Annotated in this window: 20 protein-coding genes; 11 read left to right on the plus strand and 9 right to left on the minus strand. The window is 64.6% G+C overall.

Features of this window, described 5'->3' with window-relative positions; all coding sequences use genetic code 11:
- Positions 1-117 precede the first annotated feature (117 nt).
- Both I6F09_RS10620 and I6F09_RS10625 read left to right on the plus strand, forming a co-directional pair.
- The gene (locus tag I6F09_RS10620) at positions 118-1,332 is read left to right on the plus strand and encodes an acyl-CoA dehydrogenase (RefSeq protein WP_036004014.1); all 1,215 of its coding nucleotides are present in this window, start codon (positions 118-120) and stop codon (positions 1,330-1,332) included.
- Between the two features lie 162 nt (positions 1,333-1,494).
- On the plus strand, positions 1,495-2,412 hold the full coding sequence (locus I6F09_RS10625) for an MBL fold metallo-hydrolase (protein ID WP_225188014.1): 918 nt from the start codon (positions 1,495-1,497) through the stop codon (positions 2,410-2,412).
- A gap of 71 nt (positions 2,413-2,483) precedes the next feature.
- Here the strand turns inward: I6F09_RS10625 and I6F09_RS10630 are convergent, their stop codons facing one another.
- Together I6F09_RS10630 and I6F09_RS10635 are read right to left on the minus strand one after the other, a co-directional pair.
- Entirely contained in the window at positions 2,484-3,338 is an 855-nt protein-coding gene (locus I6F09_RS10630; RefSeq protein ID WP_057026863.1) for a DUF1499 domain-containing protein, read from the minus strand.
- A gap of 253 nt (positions 3,339-3,591) precedes the next feature.
- A complete protein-coding gene (locus I6F09_RS10635; RefSeq protein ID WP_036004029.1) occupies positions 3,592-5,220 on the minus strand; it encodes a fatty-acid--CoA ligase in 1,629 nt (542 codons plus the stop codon).
- A 65-nt stretch (positions 5,221-5,285) separates the two neighbouring features.
- On the opposite strand from I6F09_RS10635, the gene I6F09_RS10640 reads away from it, so the two are divergent.
- Positions 5,286-6,368, plus strand: coding sequence for an extensin family protein (locus I6F09_RS10640; RefSeq protein WP_225188015.1), 1,083 nt, complete (start codon positions 5,286-5,288; stop codon positions 6,366-6,368).
- A gap of 36 nt (positions 6,369-6,404) precedes the next feature.
- On the opposite strand, the gene I6F09_RS10645 is transcribed toward I6F09_RS10640, so the two are convergent.
- Complete coding sequence (locus tag I6F09_RS10645; RefSeq protein WP_036031037.1) at positions 6,405-7,085, minus strand: L,D-transpeptidase; 681 nt, start codon at positions 7,083-7,085, stop codon at positions 6,405-6,407.
- Between the two features lie 339 nt (positions 7,086-7,424).
- On the opposite strand from I6F09_RS10645, the gene I6F09_RS10650 reads away from it, so the two are divergent.
- Both I6F09_RS10650 and I6F09_RS10655 read left to right on the plus strand, forming a co-directional pair.
- The gene (locus I6F09_RS10650) at positions 7,425-8,402 is read left to right on the plus strand and encodes a magnesium transporter CorA family protein (RefSeq protein ID WP_109144626.1); all 978 of its coding nucleotides are present in this window, start codon (positions 7,425-7,427) and stop codon (positions 8,400-8,402) included.
- Positions 8,403-8,606: 204 nt separating this feature from the next.
- Positions 8,607-8,825, plus strand: coding sequence for a hypothetical protein (locus I6F09_RS10655; protein ID WP_035696491.1), 219 nt, complete (start codon positions 8,607-8,609; stop codon positions 8,823-8,825).
- A 213-nt stretch (positions 8,826-9,038) separates the two neighbouring features.
- On the opposite strand, the gene I6F09_RS10660 is transcribed toward I6F09_RS10655, so the two are convergent.
- Positions 9,039-9,791, minus strand: coding sequence for an SDR family oxidoreductase (locus tag I6F09_RS10660; RefSeq protein ID WP_036004050.1), 753 nt, complete (start codon positions 9,789-9,791; stop codon positions 9,039-9,041).
- Between the two features lie 26 nt (positions 9,792-9,817).
- A complete protein-coding gene (gene pdxH / locus I6F09_RS10665) occupies positions 9,818-10,459 on the minus strand; it encodes a pyridoxamine 5'-phosphate oxidase (RefSeq protein WP_036004041.1) in 642 nt (213 codons plus the stop codon).
- 119 nt (positions 10,460-10,578) lie between these two features.
- Here pdxH and I6F09_RS10670 point away from each other — a divergent pair, with 119 nt between their 5' ends.
- Positions 10,579-10,980, plus strand: a complete 402-nt coding sequence (locus I6F09_RS10670; RefSeq protein WP_346730116.1) for an RT0821/Lpp0805 family surface protein — start codon at positions 10,579-10,581, stop codon at positions 10,978-10,980.
- 166 nt (positions 10,981-11,146) lie between these two features.
- Positions 11,147-12,109, plus strand: coding sequence for a J domain-containing protein (locus tag I6F09_RS10675; protein WP_225112631.1), 963 nt, complete (start codon positions 11,147-11,149; stop codon positions 12,107-12,109).
- A gap of 317 nt (positions 12,110-12,426) precedes the next feature.
- Here I6F09_RS10675 and I6F09_RS10680 read toward each other — a convergent pair whose 3' ends face one another.
- On the minus strand, positions 12,427-13,197 hold the full coding sequence (locus tag I6F09_RS10680; RefSeq protein WP_036004055.1) for an anti-sigma factor: 771 nt from the start codon (positions 13,195-13,197) through the stop codon (positions 12,427-12,429).
- 106 nt (positions 13,198-13,303) lie between these two features.
- Positions 13,304-13,792, minus strand: coding sequence for an RNA polymerase sigma factor (locus I6F09_RS10685; RefSeq protein WP_225155412.1), 489 nt, complete (start codon positions 13,790-13,792; stop codon positions 13,304-13,306).
- Positions 13,793-13,964: 172 nt separating this feature from the next.
- On the opposite strand from I6F09_RS10685, the gene fabI reads away from it, so the two are divergent.
- The 4 genes from fabI to I6F09_RS10705 all read left to right on the plus strand — a co-directional run bounded on the left by fabI (position 13,965) and on the right by I6F09_RS10705 (position 17,920).
- Positions 13,965-14,780 carry an enoyl-ACP reductase FabI gene (fabI, locus tag I6F09_RS10690; protein WP_018648668.1) on the plus strand — a complete coding sequence of 272 codons (816 nt, stop codon included), beginning with the start codon at positions 13,965-13,967 and terminating at the stop codon, positions 14,778-14,780.
- 12 nt (positions 14,781-14,792) lie between these two features.
- Complete coding sequence (locus I6F09_RS10695) at positions 14,793-15,392, plus strand: histidine phosphatase family protein (RefSeq protein WP_225139687.1); 600 nt, start codon at positions 14,793-14,795, stop codon at positions 15,390-15,392.
- 186 nt (positions 15,393-15,578) lie between these two features.
- The gene (gene aroC / locus I6F09_RS10700) at positions 15,579-16,667 is read left to right on the plus strand and encodes a chorismate synthase (RefSeq protein ID WP_036026145.1); all 1,089 of its coding nucleotides are present in this window, start codon (positions 15,579-15,581) and stop codon (positions 16,665-16,667) included.
- A 62-nt stretch (positions 16,668-16,729) separates the two neighbouring features.
- Positions 16,730-17,920 (plus strand): adenylate/guanylate cyclase domain-containing protein, encoded by a 1,191-nt coding sequence (locus tag I6F09_RS10705; protein ID WP_225188016.1) that lies wholly within the window; start codon positions 16,730-16,732, stop codon positions 17,918-17,920.
- A gap of 42 nt (positions 17,921-17,962) precedes the next feature.
- Here the strand turns inward: I6F09_RS10705 and clpS are convergent, their stop codons facing one another.
- Together clpS and crcB are read right to left on the minus strand one after the other, a co-directional pair.
- A complete protein-coding gene (clpS, locus tag I6F09_RS10710; RefSeq protein ID WP_036004073.1) occupies positions 17,963-18,268 on the minus strand; it encodes an ATP-dependent Clp protease adapter ClpS in 306 nt (101 codons plus the stop codon).
- Between the two features lie 142 nt (positions 18,269-18,410).
- Entirely contained in the window at positions 18,411-18,794 is a 384-nt protein-coding gene (crcB, locus tag I6F09_RS10715) for a fluoride efflux transporter CrcB (RefSeq protein ID WP_036004076.1), read from the minus strand.
- Between the last annotated feature and the right edge of the window lie 17 nt (positions 18,795-18,811).

Here is an 18,811-nt window from a genome sequence, read left to right on the forward strand (position 1 = left end):
GGTCGAGCTGAAAGCGCCACCCCGGAACGACCAAGCCAGGATGCAATTGAACTTGTTGCCGCGGCGCTTTACTTTGTCGGGCAATTATCGACGGAACCAGACGCGAAAGGACGTTTCATGAGCGTGCGCCCTCAGGCCAAGGACAAGCCGGCTGCGGCTTCTTTCCAGTGGGACGATCCGTTCCTGCTCGACGAGCAGCTCACCGAAGACGAGCGCATGGTTCGCGACACCGCCCGCGCCTATGCGCAGGACAAGCTGCTGCCGCGCGTCTCCAAGGCCTATCTCGAGGAGAAGACCGACCGCGAGATCTTCAACGAGATGGGCGAACTCGGCCTGATCGGCATCACGCTGCCGGAAGAATATGGCTGCGCCAATGCGAGCTACGTCGCCTATGGCCTCGTCGCGCGCGAGATCGAGCGGGTCGATTCCGGCTATCGCTCGATGAACTCGGTGCAGTCCTCGCTGGTGATGTACCCGATCTACGCCTATGGCGACGAGAACCAGCGCAAGAAGTACCTGCCCAAGCTCGCCAGCGGCGAGTGGGTCGGCTGCTTCGGCCTGACCGAGCCCGATGCCGGCTCCGATCCGGCCGGCATGAAGACCCGCGCCGAGAAGGTGTCGGACGGCTATCGCCTTACCGGCAGCAAGATGTGGATCTCGAACGCGCCGATCGCCGACGTCTTCGTGGTCTGGGCCAAGTCGGCCGCGCACGACAACCAGATCCGCGGCTTCGTGCTGGAGAAGGGCATGAAGGGCCTGTCCGCGCCGAAGATCGGCGGCAAGCTCTCGCTGCGCGCCTCCATCACCGGCGAGGTCGTGATGGACGGCGTCGTGGTCCCGGAGGACGCCCTGCTGCCCAACGTCTCCGGCCTCAAGGGCCCGTTCGGCTGCCTCAACCGCGCCCGCTACGGCATCTCCTGGGGTGCGCTTGGCGCCGCCGAGGACTGCATGCACCGCGCCCGTCAATACACGCTCGACCGCAAGCAGTTCGGCAAGCCGCTCGCCGCGACCCAGCTGGTGCAGAAGAAGCTCGCCGACATGGAGACCGAGATCGCGCTCGGCCTGCAGGGCTCGCTTCGCGTCGGCCGCCTGATGGACGAGGGCAAGTTCGCGCCCGAGATGATCTCGATCATGAAGCGCAACAATTGCGGCAAGGCCCTCGACATCGCCCGCACCGCCCGCGACATGCACGGCGGCAACGGCATCTCGATCGAGTATCACGTGATGCGCCACGTCCATAACCTCGAGACGGTCAACACCTACGAGGGCACCCACGACGTCCACGCCCTGATCCTGGGCCGCGCGATCACGGGCATTCAGGCGTTTTTCTAGTCACTGTGTTTTCCGCCGCGGCTAGCTTGCTCAACTGTCATCGCCCGCGCAGGCGGGCGATCCAGTATCCCAGAGACTTCGCTTTTGTCACTGGCGCTGCGGCGTACTGGATACCCCGCCTTCGCGGGGTATGACGGCAGAGAGTGTGGCACAGGAAGTCCCATGTCCGACAACGACGACGTCCCGTTCAACCGCAACTTTCCGCTGAAGCCCGGCATCGTCGAGGAGGTCCGCCCCGGCGTGCGGCGCGTGCTCTGCAACAATCCGAGCCCGTTCACCTTCACGGGCACGGTCAGCTACATCGTCGGCAAGGGCAATGTCGCGATCATCGATCCCGGTCCAGACGATGCGGCGCATGCGGCGGCGCTGCTCGATGCCGTGCGCGGCGAGACCGTGACGCACATCTTCGTCACCCACACCCATCGCGACCATTCGCCGAACACCGCGCGGATCAAGCTGGCGACGGCTGCGCCGGTCTATGCCGAAGGCCCGCATCGCGCCTCGCGGCCGCGATTCGAGAGCGAGAAGCACAATCCGGAATCCGGCGCCGACCGCGATTTTGCCCCGGACGTCAATCTCGCGCACGGCGACGTCGTGGAAGGTGACGGCTGGCGGCTCGAAGCCGTCGCGACGCCCGGCCACACGGCCAACCATCTGGCATTCGCCTGGCCGGAGCGGAAGTTCAACTTCGTCGGCGATCACGTGATGGGCTGGTCGACCTCGATCGTGGCGCCGCCGGACGGCTCGATGATCGACTACATGGATTCGCTCGACCGGCTCGCCACCCGCGAGGAGGATCTCTATTTCTCGGGCCATGGCCCCGAGATTCCCGAGGGCCAGCGCTTCGTGCGCTTCCTGATCCGCCACCGCAAGGCACGCGAGGCCTCGATCCTGCACCGCCTCGCCAAGGGCGAGACCGACATCCCGACCATGGTCCGCGCGATCTATATCGGTATCGATCCGCGCCTGACGACAGCTGCCGGCTATTCCGTGCTGGCGCATTTGGAAGATCTGGTCGCCCGCGGCGTGGTGGCGACGGATGGCGATCCCGTGATCGGCGGGACCTATCGGATGGCCTAGGGGGCGAATAGCGAATGGGGAATAGCGAATGGGCGGCTCCATTCGCTATTCGCTACTCCCCATTCGCCAAGTCACTTCTTCACCGTCTTCGCCGGCGCCTTGGGCGGCGTCACCGGCGTCTTCTTCACCGGCTTGAGTGCATCGGCATCGGCGGCGGTGTTGAGGTCGTCGATGAACGCCTTGACGCGTGCGGCATTGCTGCCGAGATCGCTGTCGAAATTGCGCGACGCAGAGCGGATATCGACGCGGGAATCATCGCCATCCGGCACGACCCTGATCGAAACGTCCTCGCGGAAACCCATGATCGGCGTGCGCGCCACCGCCTCGATGCGGCCGATGCGGCGCGGCGGCTGCGGTGCGCGCTCGTCGATCACGATCCATTTGCGCTTGTGGACGAGCTGAAGCGCGATCGCATAGGCGCGGTCGGCCGAGATCTCGAGCTCGACGGGCTCGATCTCGGGATAGAAATGGCGCTGCTGCTCCGCCGAATAGAGGCCGGCATAGACCGCGGTGTTGGTGCCCTCGCCGGTGCGCAGGCGCGCCAGCGCATCGAAGCGCGGCGGATCAATCGGATTGGTGGTGATGTCGTAGATCGACGGCAGCTTGCGATATTGAAAGGCCAGATAGGCGGGATAGGCGAGGATCGCCCCGTCGATCAGGAAGGCGAGCAGGATGCGCGCCATGCCGCGCGAGCCGTTCTGCCAGATTGCGGCAAAGCCGGCGAGCCCGAACAGGATCGAGAGGCCGGCGATCGCGAGCCCGCCGATGAACGTCGCCAGCGCCGGCTTGGGCTCCAGGAAATCGAAACGGACGACGATGATCGACACCACCACCGCCAGAACCGCGAACACGGCCAGATTGCGCGCCCAGCTCGCGAGGCTGGACACGGGCTCCGACTGGTAGGGAGCGGAAAACCTGCGGGCCATCGGGTGAGCTCTGCCGGGGTTGGCGATGCCGGCCGATTTGGCGCGACGATGCGCCGTTGAGACCACGGCGCGGGAGCAAATTCAAGGGTTCCGGCTACGCCCAAGCCGTCATGCCCGGGCTTGTCCCGGCCATCCACGTTCACTGCACCGTGGGGCAAGGCGTGGATGGCCGGGACAAGCCCGGCCATGACGTCGTGGAGGCTTCAACAAGTCGGACGCTGACGCCCCTCCAAGGAGGGGCGCACCCAGCCCGTCACGCCGCCGCGTTCGGGAACCGGTAATCCTTAAACTGGTCGCGCAGCGCCGTCTTCAGGATCTTGCCGGTGGCGGTGTGCGGAATGCCGTCGACGAAAGCGACGTCGTCGGGCATCCACCATTTGGCGATCTTGCCCTCCATGAACTTGAGGATGTCCTCGCGCGTGGCCTGCTGGCCCTGCTTGAGCTGCACGATCAGCAGCGGCCGCTCGTCCCATTTCGGGTGGAACACGCCGATCACGGCGGCTTCCGCCACGGCGGGGTGGCCCACCGCGAGGTTTTCGAGGTCGATCGAGGAGATCCACTCGCCGCCGGACTTGATCACGTCCTTGGAGCGGTCGGTGATCCGCATATAGCCGTCCTCGTCGATGGTCGAGACGTCGCCGGTGTCGAAGAAGCCGTCCTCGTCGAGGATGTTGCTATCGACGCGGTAATAGGCCTTGGCGACGGCGGGCCCGGAGACCTTGAGGCGGCCAAAGGTCTTGCCGTCCCAGGGCAGCTCCTTGCCGGCATCGTCGGTGATCTTCATCTGCACGGCGAACGGCGCATAACCCTGCATCTGCAGCACGTCGAGCCTGGCATCGCCGGTCGCATTCTGGAACGGCGGCTTCAGCGCCGCGACGGTGCCGATCGGGCTCATCTCGGTCATGCCCCAGGCGTGGCGGACGTTCGAGCCCATGTCGAGGAAGGCCTTGATCATCGAGCGCGGCATTGCCGAGCCGCCGCAGATCACCATCTTCAGATCCGGCAGCTTGAGATTGTTGGCGGTCATGTGCTGGAGCAGCATCAGCCACACCGTCGGCACGCCGGCGGTGTGCGTCACCTTCTCGGTCGAGAGCAGTTCGTAGACCGAGGCGCCGTCGAGCTTGGCGCCCGGCATCACCAGCTTGGTGCCCTGCGAGGGTGCGGAGAAGGCGATGCCCCAGCTGTTGGCATGGAACAGCGGAACCACCGGCAGCATTGTCTCGGACGCACTGGTGCCGAGCGCGTCGACGTTGTTGGCCATCAGCGCGTGCAGCACGTTGGAGCGATGCGAATACAGCACACCTTTGGGATCGCCGGTCGTGCCGGAGGTGTAGCACATCGCCGCCGCCGTGTTCTCGTCAAAGTCCTTCCATTTGAATTTGCCGTCGGCCTGCGCAATCCAGTCCTCGTAGGCGACCGCGTTCTTCAGCGTGGTCTCCGGCATGTGAGCCTTGTCGGTGAGCACGATGTAGCGCTCCACGCTGGGCAGCTTGTCCGCGATCTTCTCCAGGATCGGAATGAAGGTGAGATCGGTCATCACGACGCGATCCTGCGCATGATTGATGATCCAGGCGATCTGTTCGGGGAAAAGGCGCGGATTGACGGTATGGCAGATGGCGCCGATCCCCATGATGCCGTACCAGACCTCCAGATGGCGCCAGGTGTTCCAGGCGATCGTTGCGACGCGATCGCCGAGCTTGATGCCGTCGCGCTCCAGCATCTGCGAGACCTTGAGCGCGCGCTTGTGGATCTCGGCGTAGTTGGTGCGATGGATCGGTCCCTCGACCGAGCGTGTGACCACCTCCTGCTTGCCATGAATCCTGGCGGCGTGTTCGATGATCCGGTGGCAGAGCAGGGGCCAATCTTGCATCAAACCAAGCATTCCGACGTTCCTCCGAGAAGTCGCTGGGCGCGTTATCGCTCTCAGCGTTGGGCCAAAGAATTGCCATGAGTTTTAGCCTGCCGGACTTTCGTCGCAAATGGTCTTGTCGCGGCTATATGTCCGCCGGGGCGGCAATGGTTACCGCTGCGGCGGGGCTGTTGCTGATCGCCGAAAGGGCAGAGGCGCGGAAATATCATGCGCCGCTCGATATCTTCAACATTGGAGCACCGAAGCTCCGCGCAACCGTTCGCGCCGCCAGGATTCCGCTGCCGAAACCGCGTCCCGAGGAGGCCCCCAAAGCGTCGGATGAGGGGGCGGCGCAGGCAGACGGCAAGCCGTCCCCCGACAAGCCAGGTGCGGACAAGCCCGCCGAGGCCGCGCCGCCGCCCGAGAAGCAGGCCTCGGCCTGCCGGCTGGCGCTGACCGAGGAGATCGCGATCGCGCCGTCCATTCCGGATATCCGCGGTCCCGGTGCCTGCGGCGGCGAGGATCTGGTGCGGCTGGAGGCCATCGTGCTGCCGGACAAGCGCAAGGTGACGGTCAAGCCGGCGGCGATCCTCCGCTGCACCATGGCGTCCGCGCTCGCCGATTGGGTGCGCAAGGACATGACGCCGCTGGCGACCAGCCTCGGCTCCGCCGTCAGCGAGCTCGACAATTTCGACAGCTTCGAGTGCCGCGGCCGCAACCGCGTGGCCGGCGCGATGCTGTCCGAGCACGGCAAAGCCAATGCCATCGACATCCGCGCCGTCAAGCTCGCCAATGGGCAGTCGATCGGCCTGACCGACCGCACCACCTCGCGCGAGGTGCGCGAGCGCGTGCTGCACTCGGTCTGCACTCGCTTTTCCACCGTGCTAGGCCCGGGTTCGGACTGGTACCACGAGGACCACATCCATCTCGATCTCGCGCAGCGACGCAACGACTACCGGATTTGCCAATGGAACGTGTGGGATCCGCTGCCTCAGGTCGCACCGCTGCTGCCGGCGGAGCGTCCCGAGGAGGCACCGCCGCGCGAGGTCGCGGCCAAGCCCGAGGCAAAGGAGGGCGCCGACGGCGGTGAGGCGGAAAAGCCTGCTGCACCTGCGGACAAGCCGGCGGCGGATGGCAACAAAGCCCGATCGCACCAGCCGGCAACAAAAAAGCGCCGGTGAAACCGGCGCCTTTGAAAGGCCTCGGGCAAGGCCTGCTTAGTAGGGTGAACTGGAACCGCCCTGGAGCGCGAGGCGCGGCTTGTAGGGCGAATCGCCGTGCTTGGGCTCGAGCACCACGACGAGGGTGCCGAGCTTGACGCGATCATAGAGATCGATCGCGTCCTCGTTGGTCAGGCGGATGCAGCCTGACGAGATCGAGGCGCCGATATATTCCGGCTGGTTGGTGCCGTGGATGCGGAACAGCGTGTCCTTGCCCCCAGAATGGAGGTACAGCGCGCGGGAGCCCATCGGATTGTCCGGTCCGGGTGCGACATAGGTCGGCACGCCGAGGCGCGAGATTTCGCCGGGGGTGGGGTGCCAGGCCGGCCACTCGGTCTTGCTGGCCACCTTGGCGATGCCCGACCAGGCCATGGCCTCTTCGCCGACAGTGATGCCGTAGCGGATCGCTTTGCCGCCCTCCAGCACGTAATAGAGGTAATGGTTGTCGGAATCGACCACGATCGAGCCCGGCGCTTCCTTGCGGTGGAATTCGACAATGGCGCGGCGGAACGGTTCTGCGACCGCGGTATTCTCGTATTTCACCTTGGCAAGGAGTTCTTTGTCCTTGGGCTTGAACGCCTTGGTGTCCGTCGCCTCGTAACGCGTCGTGGCCTGCATGCAGCCCGACAGCATCAGGCCAGCGGCCAAAATCCCAAACATAATTTTCAGCGACGACATGGTTTGGTTCCAATCAAAACAATACCGTGCGGAAGGGACCTGAGCGTAGCGCCCAAGTTCCTCGACTCCGTTAAGCCCATTATGGTTGAAATCTGCCACAATTCCAGCGCTGAAGCCGTTTTCCAGGGCTGTAAGACCCCAGCTGTGGCTTTTCTGCCGCAAATTTGGGGGTGTCGTGCGGGTTTTTTTGGTAAGACGCGCCAGACTGTTCCTCCGGCGCCACAGTTGAGCCCTAGGGCCGCCGCAGATGCAAACGCTCCGTTAATGTTGTTGTCATCGTGAACCTGTCAGAATCGCGCTAAGGGCTGTCGTTCTGTCGCAGGATCTCTGGAGCTTTTGATGTTTTCGGTGTTCGTTCCCTCCGAGACCTCCCTCAAGAAGGCGGTTGTCGAGGATCTCACAGCGCTGCCGGAGAACGCAGTCTGGATCGATCTCGTCAACCCCTCGGCTGCCGAGGACAAGGCGGTCGAGCGGCTGGCGGGCATCGCCATCCCGACCCGGGAAGACATGCAGGAGATCGAGATCTCCAGTCGCCTCTATATGGAGAACGGCGCGCGCTACATGACCGCGACGCTGATGTGCCACTCCGATACCGACATGCCCCGGACCACGGCGGTGACCTTCATCCTCGGCGACCACCGCCTGGTGACGGTCCGCTACGACCTGCCCAAGCCCTTTGCGCTGGTCGAGGCCAAGCTCGCCCGCTCCTGCACGCCCTCGATCACCGGCGAGATGGTGCTGATGGAGCTCCTGGACGCCGTGATCGACCGCTGCGCCGACATTCTGGAGCGCTGCGGCGCCGAGATCGACCAGGTCTCCCACGAGATCTTCGAGCCGGAGAGCGAGCGCCACGGCCATGCCAAGCGATATTCCCAGATTCTGATCTCGATCGGCCGCAAGGGCGACTTGACCTCGAAGGTTCGCGAGAGCCTGGTGTCGATCGGCCGCGTCGTGACGTTCCTGTCCGCCGTGGTCGAGGGCGTGAAGTGGTCGAAGGACATGCGCGAGCAGCTCAAGACCATGCAGCGCGACGTCGCCTCGCTGACCGATCACGCCTCCTATCTCTCCAGCAAGATCACGTTCGTGCTCGACGCCATGCTCGGCGTCGTCAATCTCGAGCAGAACAACATCATCAAGCTGTTTTCGGTCATGGCCGTTGTCCTGATGCCGCCGACCCTGATCGCCTCGATCTACGGCATGAACTTCAAGGTGATGCCGGAACTCGAATGGGTGCACGGCTATCCGATGGCGCTGGTGATGATGCTGATCGCCGCCATCGTCCCCTACTGGATCTTCAAGTGGAAGAAGTGGCTGTAGGATCGTGCGCGAGCAAAGATACCTACCGAGACCTTACGCCGCTCGCATAGACACGATGAATCGTGTCGCAGAATCGATCGGGATTGCGGCGACGCGGTGACGCGTGTGTCATGCCGCAATTCCTCCGGTAAAATTTGAGCGGTGGGCTGAACGTTTGCGCGAAACTTGTCTGCGATAAGCAGGGCGTAGCCGCGAGGAACAGCCATGGTTGAGAAACACATAACGTCGCCCCGCAACGTCATCGATCTGGCGAACTACCGTCAGGTTCTGGCGAGCGGCAAGGCGCCGTCGATGTCGGCACGCATGTGCCGGCACTGTGGTGCTCCGCTGCTCGATGGTGAGAACGACGACGACTGCTCGACTGCATTCAGCACGGCCGCTCCGCGGCCGCGCGAGCGGTCACGTCGGATTCGACTCGATTGAGGAACGGAAGGTAAGGGCGATCCAGGTCTTGCGGCGGCGTTGTCTGGATCGCCTTGCTTCCCTGAGCGGCCATTTCCACTTCCGTCATTGCGAGGAGCCACCCGGTCCCGCCTCCGGCGGGCCGGATGACAGGCTCCGCGACGAAGCAATCCAGACTGTCTTTGCGGAGACAGTCTGGATTGCTTCGCTTTCGCTCGCAATGACAGTGCCCGCCTACACGTGCTGGCCGCCGTTGATGTGGATCTCGGCGCCGTTGACGTAGGAGCTGGTGTCCGTGCACAGCACGTAGATGATCTTTGCCACTTCGTCGGGCGTGCCGAGGCGGTGCATCGGGATCTGCTGCTCGACGATCTTCTCGGTGCCCGGCGACAGGATCGAGGTGTCGATCTCGCCCGGGGCGATCGCGTTGACGCGGACGCCGATGCGGCCGAAGTCGGAGGCCATCTCGCGTGTCAGCGCTGCGAGCGCGGCCTTCGAGGTGGCGTAGGCTGCGCCTGCGAAGGGGTGCACGCGCGAGCCCGCGATCGATGTGACGTTCACGACCGACCCCTTGGCGGCCTTCAATTCCTCGATCAGCCCCCGCGCCATCATGATCGGCGCGAAAAAGTTGACATGGAAGACGTGGGTCCAGGTATCGAGGTCGGTGTCGACCGAGCCCAACCGCGAGCCGCCGGCGCCCTTCGGCGAGATCGCGGCGTTGTTGACCAGCGCATGCAGCGTGCCGCCCTCGAGCCGGTTGCGGATCTCCGAGATCGCGCGCGCGGTGTCCTTGGGATCGCCGAGGTCGACCTGGATGTGGTCCTCCGGCCCTGCGTCCCAGGGGCAGTCCTCCGGGAAAGGATGCCGCGAGCAGGTGATGACGCGCCAGCCCGCCGAGGAGAAACGGATCACGGTGGCGTGGCCGATGCCGCGGCTGGCTCCGGTCAGGAGCAGCGTACGGCGCGGCGCATTGGACGAATGCGGCATGGACATCTTTCAGGTCGGCCCAAAGCTTACGGATACATTCGCGTCTTGGACCACGGTTGGCCGGCCGCGTCACGGCGAAATTCAATGCGGTCGTGCAGGCGGAACGGGCGGTCGTGCCAGAACTCGATCCGCACCGGCGTGATGCGCCAGCCGCTCCAGCCCGGCGGCCGCGGCACTTCGCCGATGACGTATTTGGCCGCGACCTTGGCGATGGCCTGCTCGAACGCGAACCGGCTCTCCAGCTCTTGCGATTGCTTGCTCGCCCAGGCGCCGATCTGGGCCTGCTTCGGCCGCGTCGCGAAATAGGCGTCGGCCTCCGCGTCGGTCACCGGCGTCACGTTGCCGCGGATGCGCACCTGACGGCGCAGCGACTTCCAGTGAAAAAGTAACGCTGCCTTAGGATTTGCGGCGAGTTCGCGGCCCTTCTGGCTGGCGATGTGGCTGTAGAAGACGAAACCCTCGGTATCGAAGCCCTTCATCAGCACCATGCGCACATCAGGCAGCCCGTCGGGATCGACCGTTGCGAGCGCCATGGCGTTCGGATCGTTCGGCTCGCTCTTGACCGCTTCGTTCAGCCAGGCCTCGAACAACGCAAATGGCTCGTCGGCGGCGGTGAAATCACCGGATGTTAAGGGTGTCTGGTGTTTCATCGAGGTCGTGTCGGTCATGTCCGGAGTCCGAGTTGCGTCCCGCGGCCCAAAACGCGTTGTTGTCCGCTACCGCCCTATATAGGGCATGGGGACGCGTTGGCCTATCGGCGATCCGGCCGTCCGGCTTCGTCGTGACGATGATTCTGATCGGGCTTGGTGCCGGCGGCTGCAGCTTTTCCCGCAACGACGGCAGCGCCTATGCCAAGGCCGAGGACAGCGACCTCACCGGCTCGATCGCGCGGCCGGCGAAGGACGCTCCCCCGACCGAGACCGATCTCGCCTTCACCCGCAACGCCGCCTCTGACGTCCTCAGCAAGGGCGACAAGGATTCCAGCCAGCATTGGGAGAATCCGGAGACAGGGGCGCGCGGCTCGGTGACGCCCATCGCCCAGTCCTATGCCGCCGAGGACGGGCGCAAATGCCGCGACTTCCTGGCGAGCTACGTCAACGGCAATACCGAAAGCTGGCTCCAGGGCGCCGGCTGCCAAAGCGGTCGTGGCCGTTGGGAGATTCATACGCTAAAGCCGTGGCGGAGCTGAGCATGATCCGGAAACGTGGGAACCGGTTTTCCGATCAGACCATGCTCCAAAGATAGAGCTTCAGCTCGCGTTCCTAGTTGCAAAAATGCCACTCTCTTCCCACATCACCCGCAGGTGGGGCGGGGAGCCCTTTGAACAATTCGATTTCTTGAAGGAGACGTGACGAATGCGCGACCCCTATGAGGTCTTGGGGGTGCCGCGGAGCGCCAGCGCTGCCGCGATCAAAAGCGCCTATCGCAAGCTGGCCAAGAAGCACCATCCTGACAGCAACAAGGGTGATCCGAAGGCTGCCGAACGCTTCGCCGAGATCAACTCGGCCAACGAGATCCTCGGCGACGAGGACAAGCGCAAGCAGTTTGACCGGGGCGAGATCGACGCCGAGGGCAAGCCGCGCTTCCAGGGTTTTCCGGGCGGCGGCGGTCCTCGCGGCCGCGCGGGCCCAGGCGGGTTCGAAAGCTATACGTTCCGAAGCGGCGGTGCGGGCGGCCCGGGCGGCGGTGCGTTCGAGGACATCCTCAACAGCATGTTCGGCGGCGGGATGCGCGGCGCACGGCCCGGAGCCGGCGGCGGCGCCCAGTTCGAGTTCGACACTGGCGGCATCGGGCTCGATCTCGACGTCAACGTCGCCATGAGCGTCTCGCTGGAAGAGGCGGTCAAGGGCGGCGAGAAGCGTGTGCGGCTGCCGACTGGCAAGGAGCTCAACGTCAAGATTCCGGCCGGGGTCACCGAGGGCCAGCAGATCAGGCTGCGGGGGCAGGGAGAAAGTGCGCAGGGCCATCCGCCCGGCGATCTCCTGATCACCATCAACATTGCACCGCACCCGTTCTTCAAGGTCGAGGGCGCAGACCTCAGGATCGACCTGCCGGTCACGCTCTACGAGGCGGTGCTCGGCGGCAGGGTCCGCGTGCCGACCCTCGGCAATGCCGTGGAGCTCTCGGTCCCCAAGAACACGTCCAGCGGCCGGACCTTCCGCCTCAAGGGCAAGGGCCTGCCGAAAGCCGGCGGAACCGGGGATCTCTTCGTCATCATCAGGATTATGCTACCGGACGGGAACGACGCCGAGCTTGAAGCATTGATGGAGAAGTGGCGGGACCAACACCCCTACAATCCACGTAGCGGTGTCGGTTAGGGCGAGAGCGAACTGAAGGGGTTCTCCTAAAGGACCACGGCATCGTCCTGGAGATGATGCCCATCATACGCCTGAGGCGTGGTAGCGCTTCATGGTCTCGACGTGTCGGCTGTCCGGCGGGGCAGCCGATAAAAAGGTGCGGCCTCGAGAGGGGGACCAGCGCGGTACCAAAAACCCCAATCGAGGCCGCCCGCGTCGATCGGCGGATCGAACGCCACTCATAATCGCGTGAGCACCCGGTGCGATAATGAGACGTGTCGATGTCCTGATTCCAAATTTTCGATGACGGAATCTGGGCACTGGCCTTGCGCGGTTGTCTAGGTGCCGTTTTTCTCTGCTTGGTCGTAGACGGCCTGCGCCACCTTGGTCAGCCGCTCGCGATCGCTGCTGCCGCTGACGACGTAGCCGACGCCGCGCTCGGACCAGAATAACGCGCCGTCCTTGTCCGTCTTGGCGTAGCGCATTTGCGTTGCACCATTCTCGGTCTTGGCGCTGTAGATCGTGTACCGCTCGCCCGAGGCGCCCTCGTACATCAGGAACGACGCCGGACCGTTCGGTCCCGGTAGCAGCCGGCCGCCGACCAGCTTCAGCCCGCTCGCCTCCAGGTTCGGCGCGAACACGGTCCAGCCGCAGCGCCGGGTCAGCCAGGCCTGCAAGTGATCGCGCTCGTTGCCGCCGACCTCAACGGGGTGGCGGACCTCGACGACATAGAGGCGGTGGGCGTCGAGTGCGTCCGCCGTAAAGCTCCGGAAGGTCGAGGGCGCGTTGGCGGCGCCATGCGCCACCCAGCCGGCGGTGCCGCCGGCGACGAAGGCGACCAGCACGGCCGCGGCGGCGCCGTAAAACCATTGCCGCGGGCGGCGCTCCAGCCTCTCGAGCTCGAGCCGTGCGGGCACCCGTTCATGGGCAATCGAATCGTAACGCGCGTGCAGCATCTCGGCCATGGTCCGCCACGACTGCACCCGCTCGGCGTCCTCGGGGTGGGCGGCAAGAAAGGCCTCGACGTCGGCGCGTCGCTCGGCCGGCAACTCGCCGTCGACATAGGCGTGCAGTTCGTCCTCGGTTACTGGAATCTTGCGGTCGTTCATATCGGTCGTCTCTGGCTCTGCGGCCCAAAATGTCTTCTGCGAGTTAGCTTCGCGCAGCTCACTATCCGGCTGCGGGCGGAGATCGTTCGATGCATCGACCCGGCCATCATTTCACCCGCCTGAGCGTCGTACGCTCGCCCTCCAGCGAGGCTTTGACGTGGGCTCTTGCGCGCGCCAGGCGCGACATTACGGTGCCGATCGGCACGCCCTGGATGTCGGCAACCTCGCGGTAGCTCATGCCTTCCAGCATCACCAGCAGCAGCACCGAACGTTGCTCCTCGACGAGGGTGGTCAGCGCCTTCTCGATGTCGCGTCCTTCGGCCTCGGTCCCGCTGGCATCGGGGTTGTTGTCCGTCAGCGGCATGAATTGCGGCCGCCTTGCCAGCGAGCGCCGCCGGTTCTTGTTGAGGTTGGTCAGGATCGTATAGAGCCAGCTCCTGACGTCGCCTCCGAGAAACAGCCGCTCCGAACGCAGCGCGCGTACCAACGTATCCTGGACCAGATCGTCGGCCGCATCCGCATCGCGTGTGAGCGCGCGGGCGTAGCGGCGCAACGCCGGGATCATGGCTTCCACACTCTGGCGAAACGCACTCATTGCGGTCCTGACATCCCTGGCGTTCGACGCGCGCCTATAGCGATCATAACACCCAAGCGGAACGGCTATTCCGGCACTCGAAACAGCGTTAATGCTGCGGATTAGGGCTGTACCGCGAGGGAGGGCTGGTGTACCTCCAGACCTCAACGAGAGTTCGACGGGACGTGCAAAAATGGCGCAGAATTCGGGTCTGATGCAAGGAAAGCGCGGGGTCATCCTCGGCGTCGCCAACAACCGCTCGATCGCCTGGGGAATCGCCAAGGCATGCCACGCCGCTGGCGCCGAGCTCGCCTTCACCTATCAGGGCGATGCGCTGAAGAAGCGCGTCGAGCCGCTCGCCGCCGAGATCGGCGGCCTCGTGCTCGGCCATTGCGACGTCACCGATGCCGCGACCATCGATGCCGTCTTCGCTGTGCTGAAGGAGAAATGGGGCAAGATCGACTTCCTCGTGCATGCGATCGCCTATGGCGAGCAGCTCGACGGCCGCTACGTCGACACCACGCAGGAGAATTTTTCGAAGTCGATGCTGATCTCCTGCTATTCGTTCACGGCGGTGGCGCAGCGCGCCGAGAAGCTGATGACGGATGGCGGCTCGCTGATCACGCTCTCCTATTACGGCGCCGAGAAGTGGATGCCGCACTACAACGTCATGGGCGTGGCCAAGGCGGCGCTGGAAGCCAGCGTGCGCTATCTCGCTGCCGATCTCGGCGAGAAGAACATTCGCGTCAACGCGATCTCGGCAGGTCCCATCAAGACGCTGGCGGCGTCCGGCATCGGCGACTTCCGCTATATCCTGAAGTGGAACGAGACCAACGCGCCGATGCGGCGCAACGTGTCCACCGAAGACGTCGGCGGCAGCGCGCTGTATTTCCTTTCCGACCTCTCGCGCGGCGTCACCGGCGAGGTGCACCACGTCGATTCCGGCTATCACGTGCTCGGCATGAAGCGGCCGGATGCGCCTGATATCTCGCTTGGCGGGAAGGACTAGCCTCTAACTGAAATGCCCAAGCCTACGATCTACTATCTTCGCCACGGCGAGACTGAGTGGAATGCGCTCGGCAGGCTTCAGGGCACCAGGGACATTCCGCTGAACGCGCGCGGCTGCAGCCAGGCCGTGCAGGCCGGCGGCATTCTCGCCGAACTGTTCAAGCGCGACGGACGCGACAAGGCCGCGCTGGCTTACGTGTCGAGCCCGCTCGGCCGTGCGCGCCAGACCATGGAGCTCGCGCGCGGCAAGCTCGAATTGCCGCCTGCCGATTACGCGCTCGACGATCGTCTGCGCGAGATCGGCTACGGCACCTGGGAGGGGCTGACGCTGGCCGAGAGTGAGGCGAGGGATCCGGACATCTATGCAAGGCGCCTCGCCGACAAATGGACCGTGGGGCCTGCGGGCGGGGAGACCTACGCCGACGTGCAGATCCGCGTGCGCACCTGGTACGACCAGCTCCTGTCCGACACCGTCGCAGTGGCCCATGGCGGGACCTGCCGAGCTCTGATGGTGGCCTTGGGCCTCGAGACGCCCGCCAGCGCCGCCGAGCTCTATATCGAGCAGGGCGCCGTCTACGTGTTCCGCGACGGGCGGTTGGAGAAGTTTAGTTAGCCCGGAGCGCTGCCTCGCCCCCGCCGTCATGCCCGGGCTTGTCCCGGGCATCCACGGACTTTCGTGCTCGCAGCCACCAAGAACGTGGATGGCCGGGACAAGCCCGGCCATGAAGGCTTCGCCGATATTTGACCCCTATTTCAGGGCGAGTTAAGTCAGCATTGACTTACGAACCCGCGAGCAGCGATGTCCTTCAACACTTTCGGCCACATGTTCCGCGTCACAACCTTCGGCGAGAGCCATGGGGTGGCGATCGGCTGCGTGGTTGACGGCTGCCCGCCGATGATCCCGCTCACCGAGGCCGACATCCAGCGGGATCTCGACCGGCGCCGTCCCGGCCAGTCGCGCTTCACCACCCAGCGCCAGGAGCCGGACCAGGTGAAGATCCTATCCGGCGTGATGGCCCATCCCGAGACCGGCGCTCAGGTGACGACGGGCACGCCAATCGGCCTTCTGATCGAGAACACCGACCAGCGCTCGAAGGATTATTCCGAGATCAAGGACAAGTTTCGTCCCGGTCATGCCGACTTCACCTATGAGGCGAAGTACGGCCTGCGCGATTATCGCGGCGGCGGGCGCTCCTCGGCGCGCGAGACCGCGATGCGCGTTGCCGCAGGCGCCATCGCGCGGAAAGTGCTGCCGGATGTGAAGGTGCGAGGCGCCCTGGTGCAGATCGGCCCGCACAAGATCGACCGCGACAAGTGGGACTGGGACGAGGTCGCCAAGAATCCCTTCTTCTGTCCCGACAAGGACAAGGCCGCGTTCTTCGAGACCTATCTCGATGGCATCCGCAAAAGCGGCTCCTCGATCGGCGCCGTGATCGAGGTCGTCGCCGAGGGCGTGCCGGCAGGTCTCGGCGCGCCGATCTACGCCAAGCTCGATTCCGATCTGGCGGGCGCGATGATGACCATCAACGCGGTGAAGGGCGTCGAGATCGGCGCCGGTTTTGGCGCGGCGGAACTGACGGGCGAACAGAACGCCGACGAGATGCGCTCCGGCAATGACGGCACGCGCTTCCTCTCCAACCACGCCGGCGGCGTGCTGGGCGGTATCTCCACCGGGCAGCCCGTGGTGGTACGTTTCGCGGTGAAGCCGACCTCGTCGATCCTGCAGCCGCGTCTCACCGTCGATCGGCAAGGCACCGAGACCGAGATATTCACCAAGGGCCGCCACGATCCCTGCGTCGGCATCCGCGCCGTCCCCGTCGGCGAGGCCATGATGGCCTGCGTGCTGGCCGATCACTTCCTGCGCGATCGCGGACAGGTCGGGCGTTGAACTCGCGGTACTAGTCCACCGCGCAGCTTGACGGCCCTGCAACTTCGTCCGCAAATGCGGCCATGAACAGCTCCGAGCTTCAGCGCATCTCCAACTGGCTGATCGACGGCACTTGGGCGGCTCAGGAGTCGGCCGTAGGGATTGCCGATTTCTGTGAACGTCTGGTCGCGGCCGGCCTGCCGCTGTGGCGGTTCGGCATCTTCATCCGCACGCTGCATCCCGAAGTCTTCGGCCGCAACTTCATCTGGCGGCAGGGCGAGGGAGTTGAAATCGGCAGCGTCGATTTTGAGATCCTGGACACGCCCCAATTCGCCCACAGCCCGCTTCGCGTGGTTTTCGAGCAGGGCATCGAGGTCAGGGGCCGCGCAGGCGACCCCGACAGCAAGCGATTTCCGTTCCTCGAGGACATGCACGCCGAAGGCGCGACCGATTATATCGCGGTGCCGGTGCCTTTTCTCGACGGCTCCACTCACGCGACGAGCTGGATCACGCGGCAGCCCGGCGGCTTCAGCGACGACGACATCGCAGCCATCCGAGCTCTCATAGCGCCTCTCGCACGCATCAGCGAGATCATCACTATGCGCCGCACCGCCGAGATGCTGCTCGACACCTATGTCGGTAATCGCGCCGGCGCGCGCATCCTCGGCGGCCAGATCCGCCGCGGTCACAACGACACCATGCAGGCGGCGATCTGGCTGTCGGACCTGCGCGGCTTCACCGCGCTGTCGGACCGGCTGCCGCCCGAGACGGTTGTCCAGATCCTCAATCATTATTTCGACTGCCAGGTCACGGCGATCCGAGACCATGGCGGCGAGGTGCTGAAGTTCATGGGCGACGGCCTGCTCGCCGTGTTCCCGATCGACGAATATGTCGGCGATGCCGCTCATGTCTGCGCGCAGGTGCTGGCGGCGGCGCGCGACTCGCGCGCCAGCGTCGAGGCGCTCGCCTTTCCGGTCGGCGAGGCCGTCGAGCGCTTCCGCTTCGGCGTCGCGCTGCATGTCGGCAACATCCTTTACGGCAATATCGGCGGCGGCAACCGCCTCGACTTCACCTGCATCGGCCCGGCGGTCAATCTCGCGGCAAGGCTGGAGAAGATCACGGGGCGCCTGGGGCGGACCGTCGTCGCCTCGGAAGGTTTTGCCAATGTCTGCCGCCATGATTGGCACCAGCTCGGCGAGTTTCCGATCGCAGGATTTTCCAAGGCGCAGCGCGTCTACGGGCTGGCGGAGGAGACGCCGGTGGTGATGGCGTGATGTGCACTGAGCTGAAGGACATTCATCGTCGCAGGATGAAGCCTATTCCTCCGGCTCCGTCGTGAACAATAGCGGATAGCCCTTGGCGCGGCCGGCGTCGGTGGCGCGCGTTGCCTTGGTTTCGGCGACGTCCTTGGTGAATACGGCCACCACGCAGGCGCCCAGCTTGTGCGCGGTGATCATCACCTTGTAGGCCTGATCCTCGGTCATGCGGAATTCGGCCTTCAGCACCATGGTAACGAATTCACGCGGCGTGTAGTCGTCGTTGATCAGGATGACCTTGTGGAGCTTCGGCCGCTCGACCTTGGTCCTGGTCCTGGTTTTCGGTTTGGTGACGGTGTCGTTCATCGTGTCCCGAAACGCCCTGGCTCGAATGAGCCACCAGCCAACACATCATACCGCAGGAGCGGGGAGCGCTCCAAGATATGCGGCCGCTCGCCACTATGCCGTCGCGGCTGGGCAGGAATGCACGACTTGCGCCCTGCGTGAGTTACGGAAGTGCGCGAACGAGCTGTAATGCGGCGATCAGAGCGCCCACCGACAGCACGACCGACGCAATCATGTAGGCGGCAGATGCCCATGTCTGGCCGCGCTCGATCAGATACCAGGCATCCAGTGAGAACGTCGAGAACGTCGTGTACCCGCCACAAATTCCGACCGTCAGAAAGATCCGCGCGGCCTGCGGCAGGTTCCATTTGGTCGCGAACAGCGCGGTAAAAATGCCGATCAGGAACGATCCGGTGACGTTGACGATCAGCGTGCCCCACGGAAAATCCGTACCGAACGCGCGGCCCGACCCGATCGCAACGAGATAGCGTATGACCGCGCCGAGCGCTCCGCCGCCGGCAACGGCGAGGATGTATTGAATGTTCAATGTCTCGTTCCCCACTT

The sequence above is a fragment of the Bradyrhizobium sp. IC3195 genome, from assembly GCF_020193585.1.
In the GTDB taxonomy this organism is placed as follows: Bacteria; Pseudomonadota; Alphaproteobacteria; order Rhizobiales; family Xanthobacteraceae; genus Bradyrhizobium; species Bradyrhizobium yuanmingense.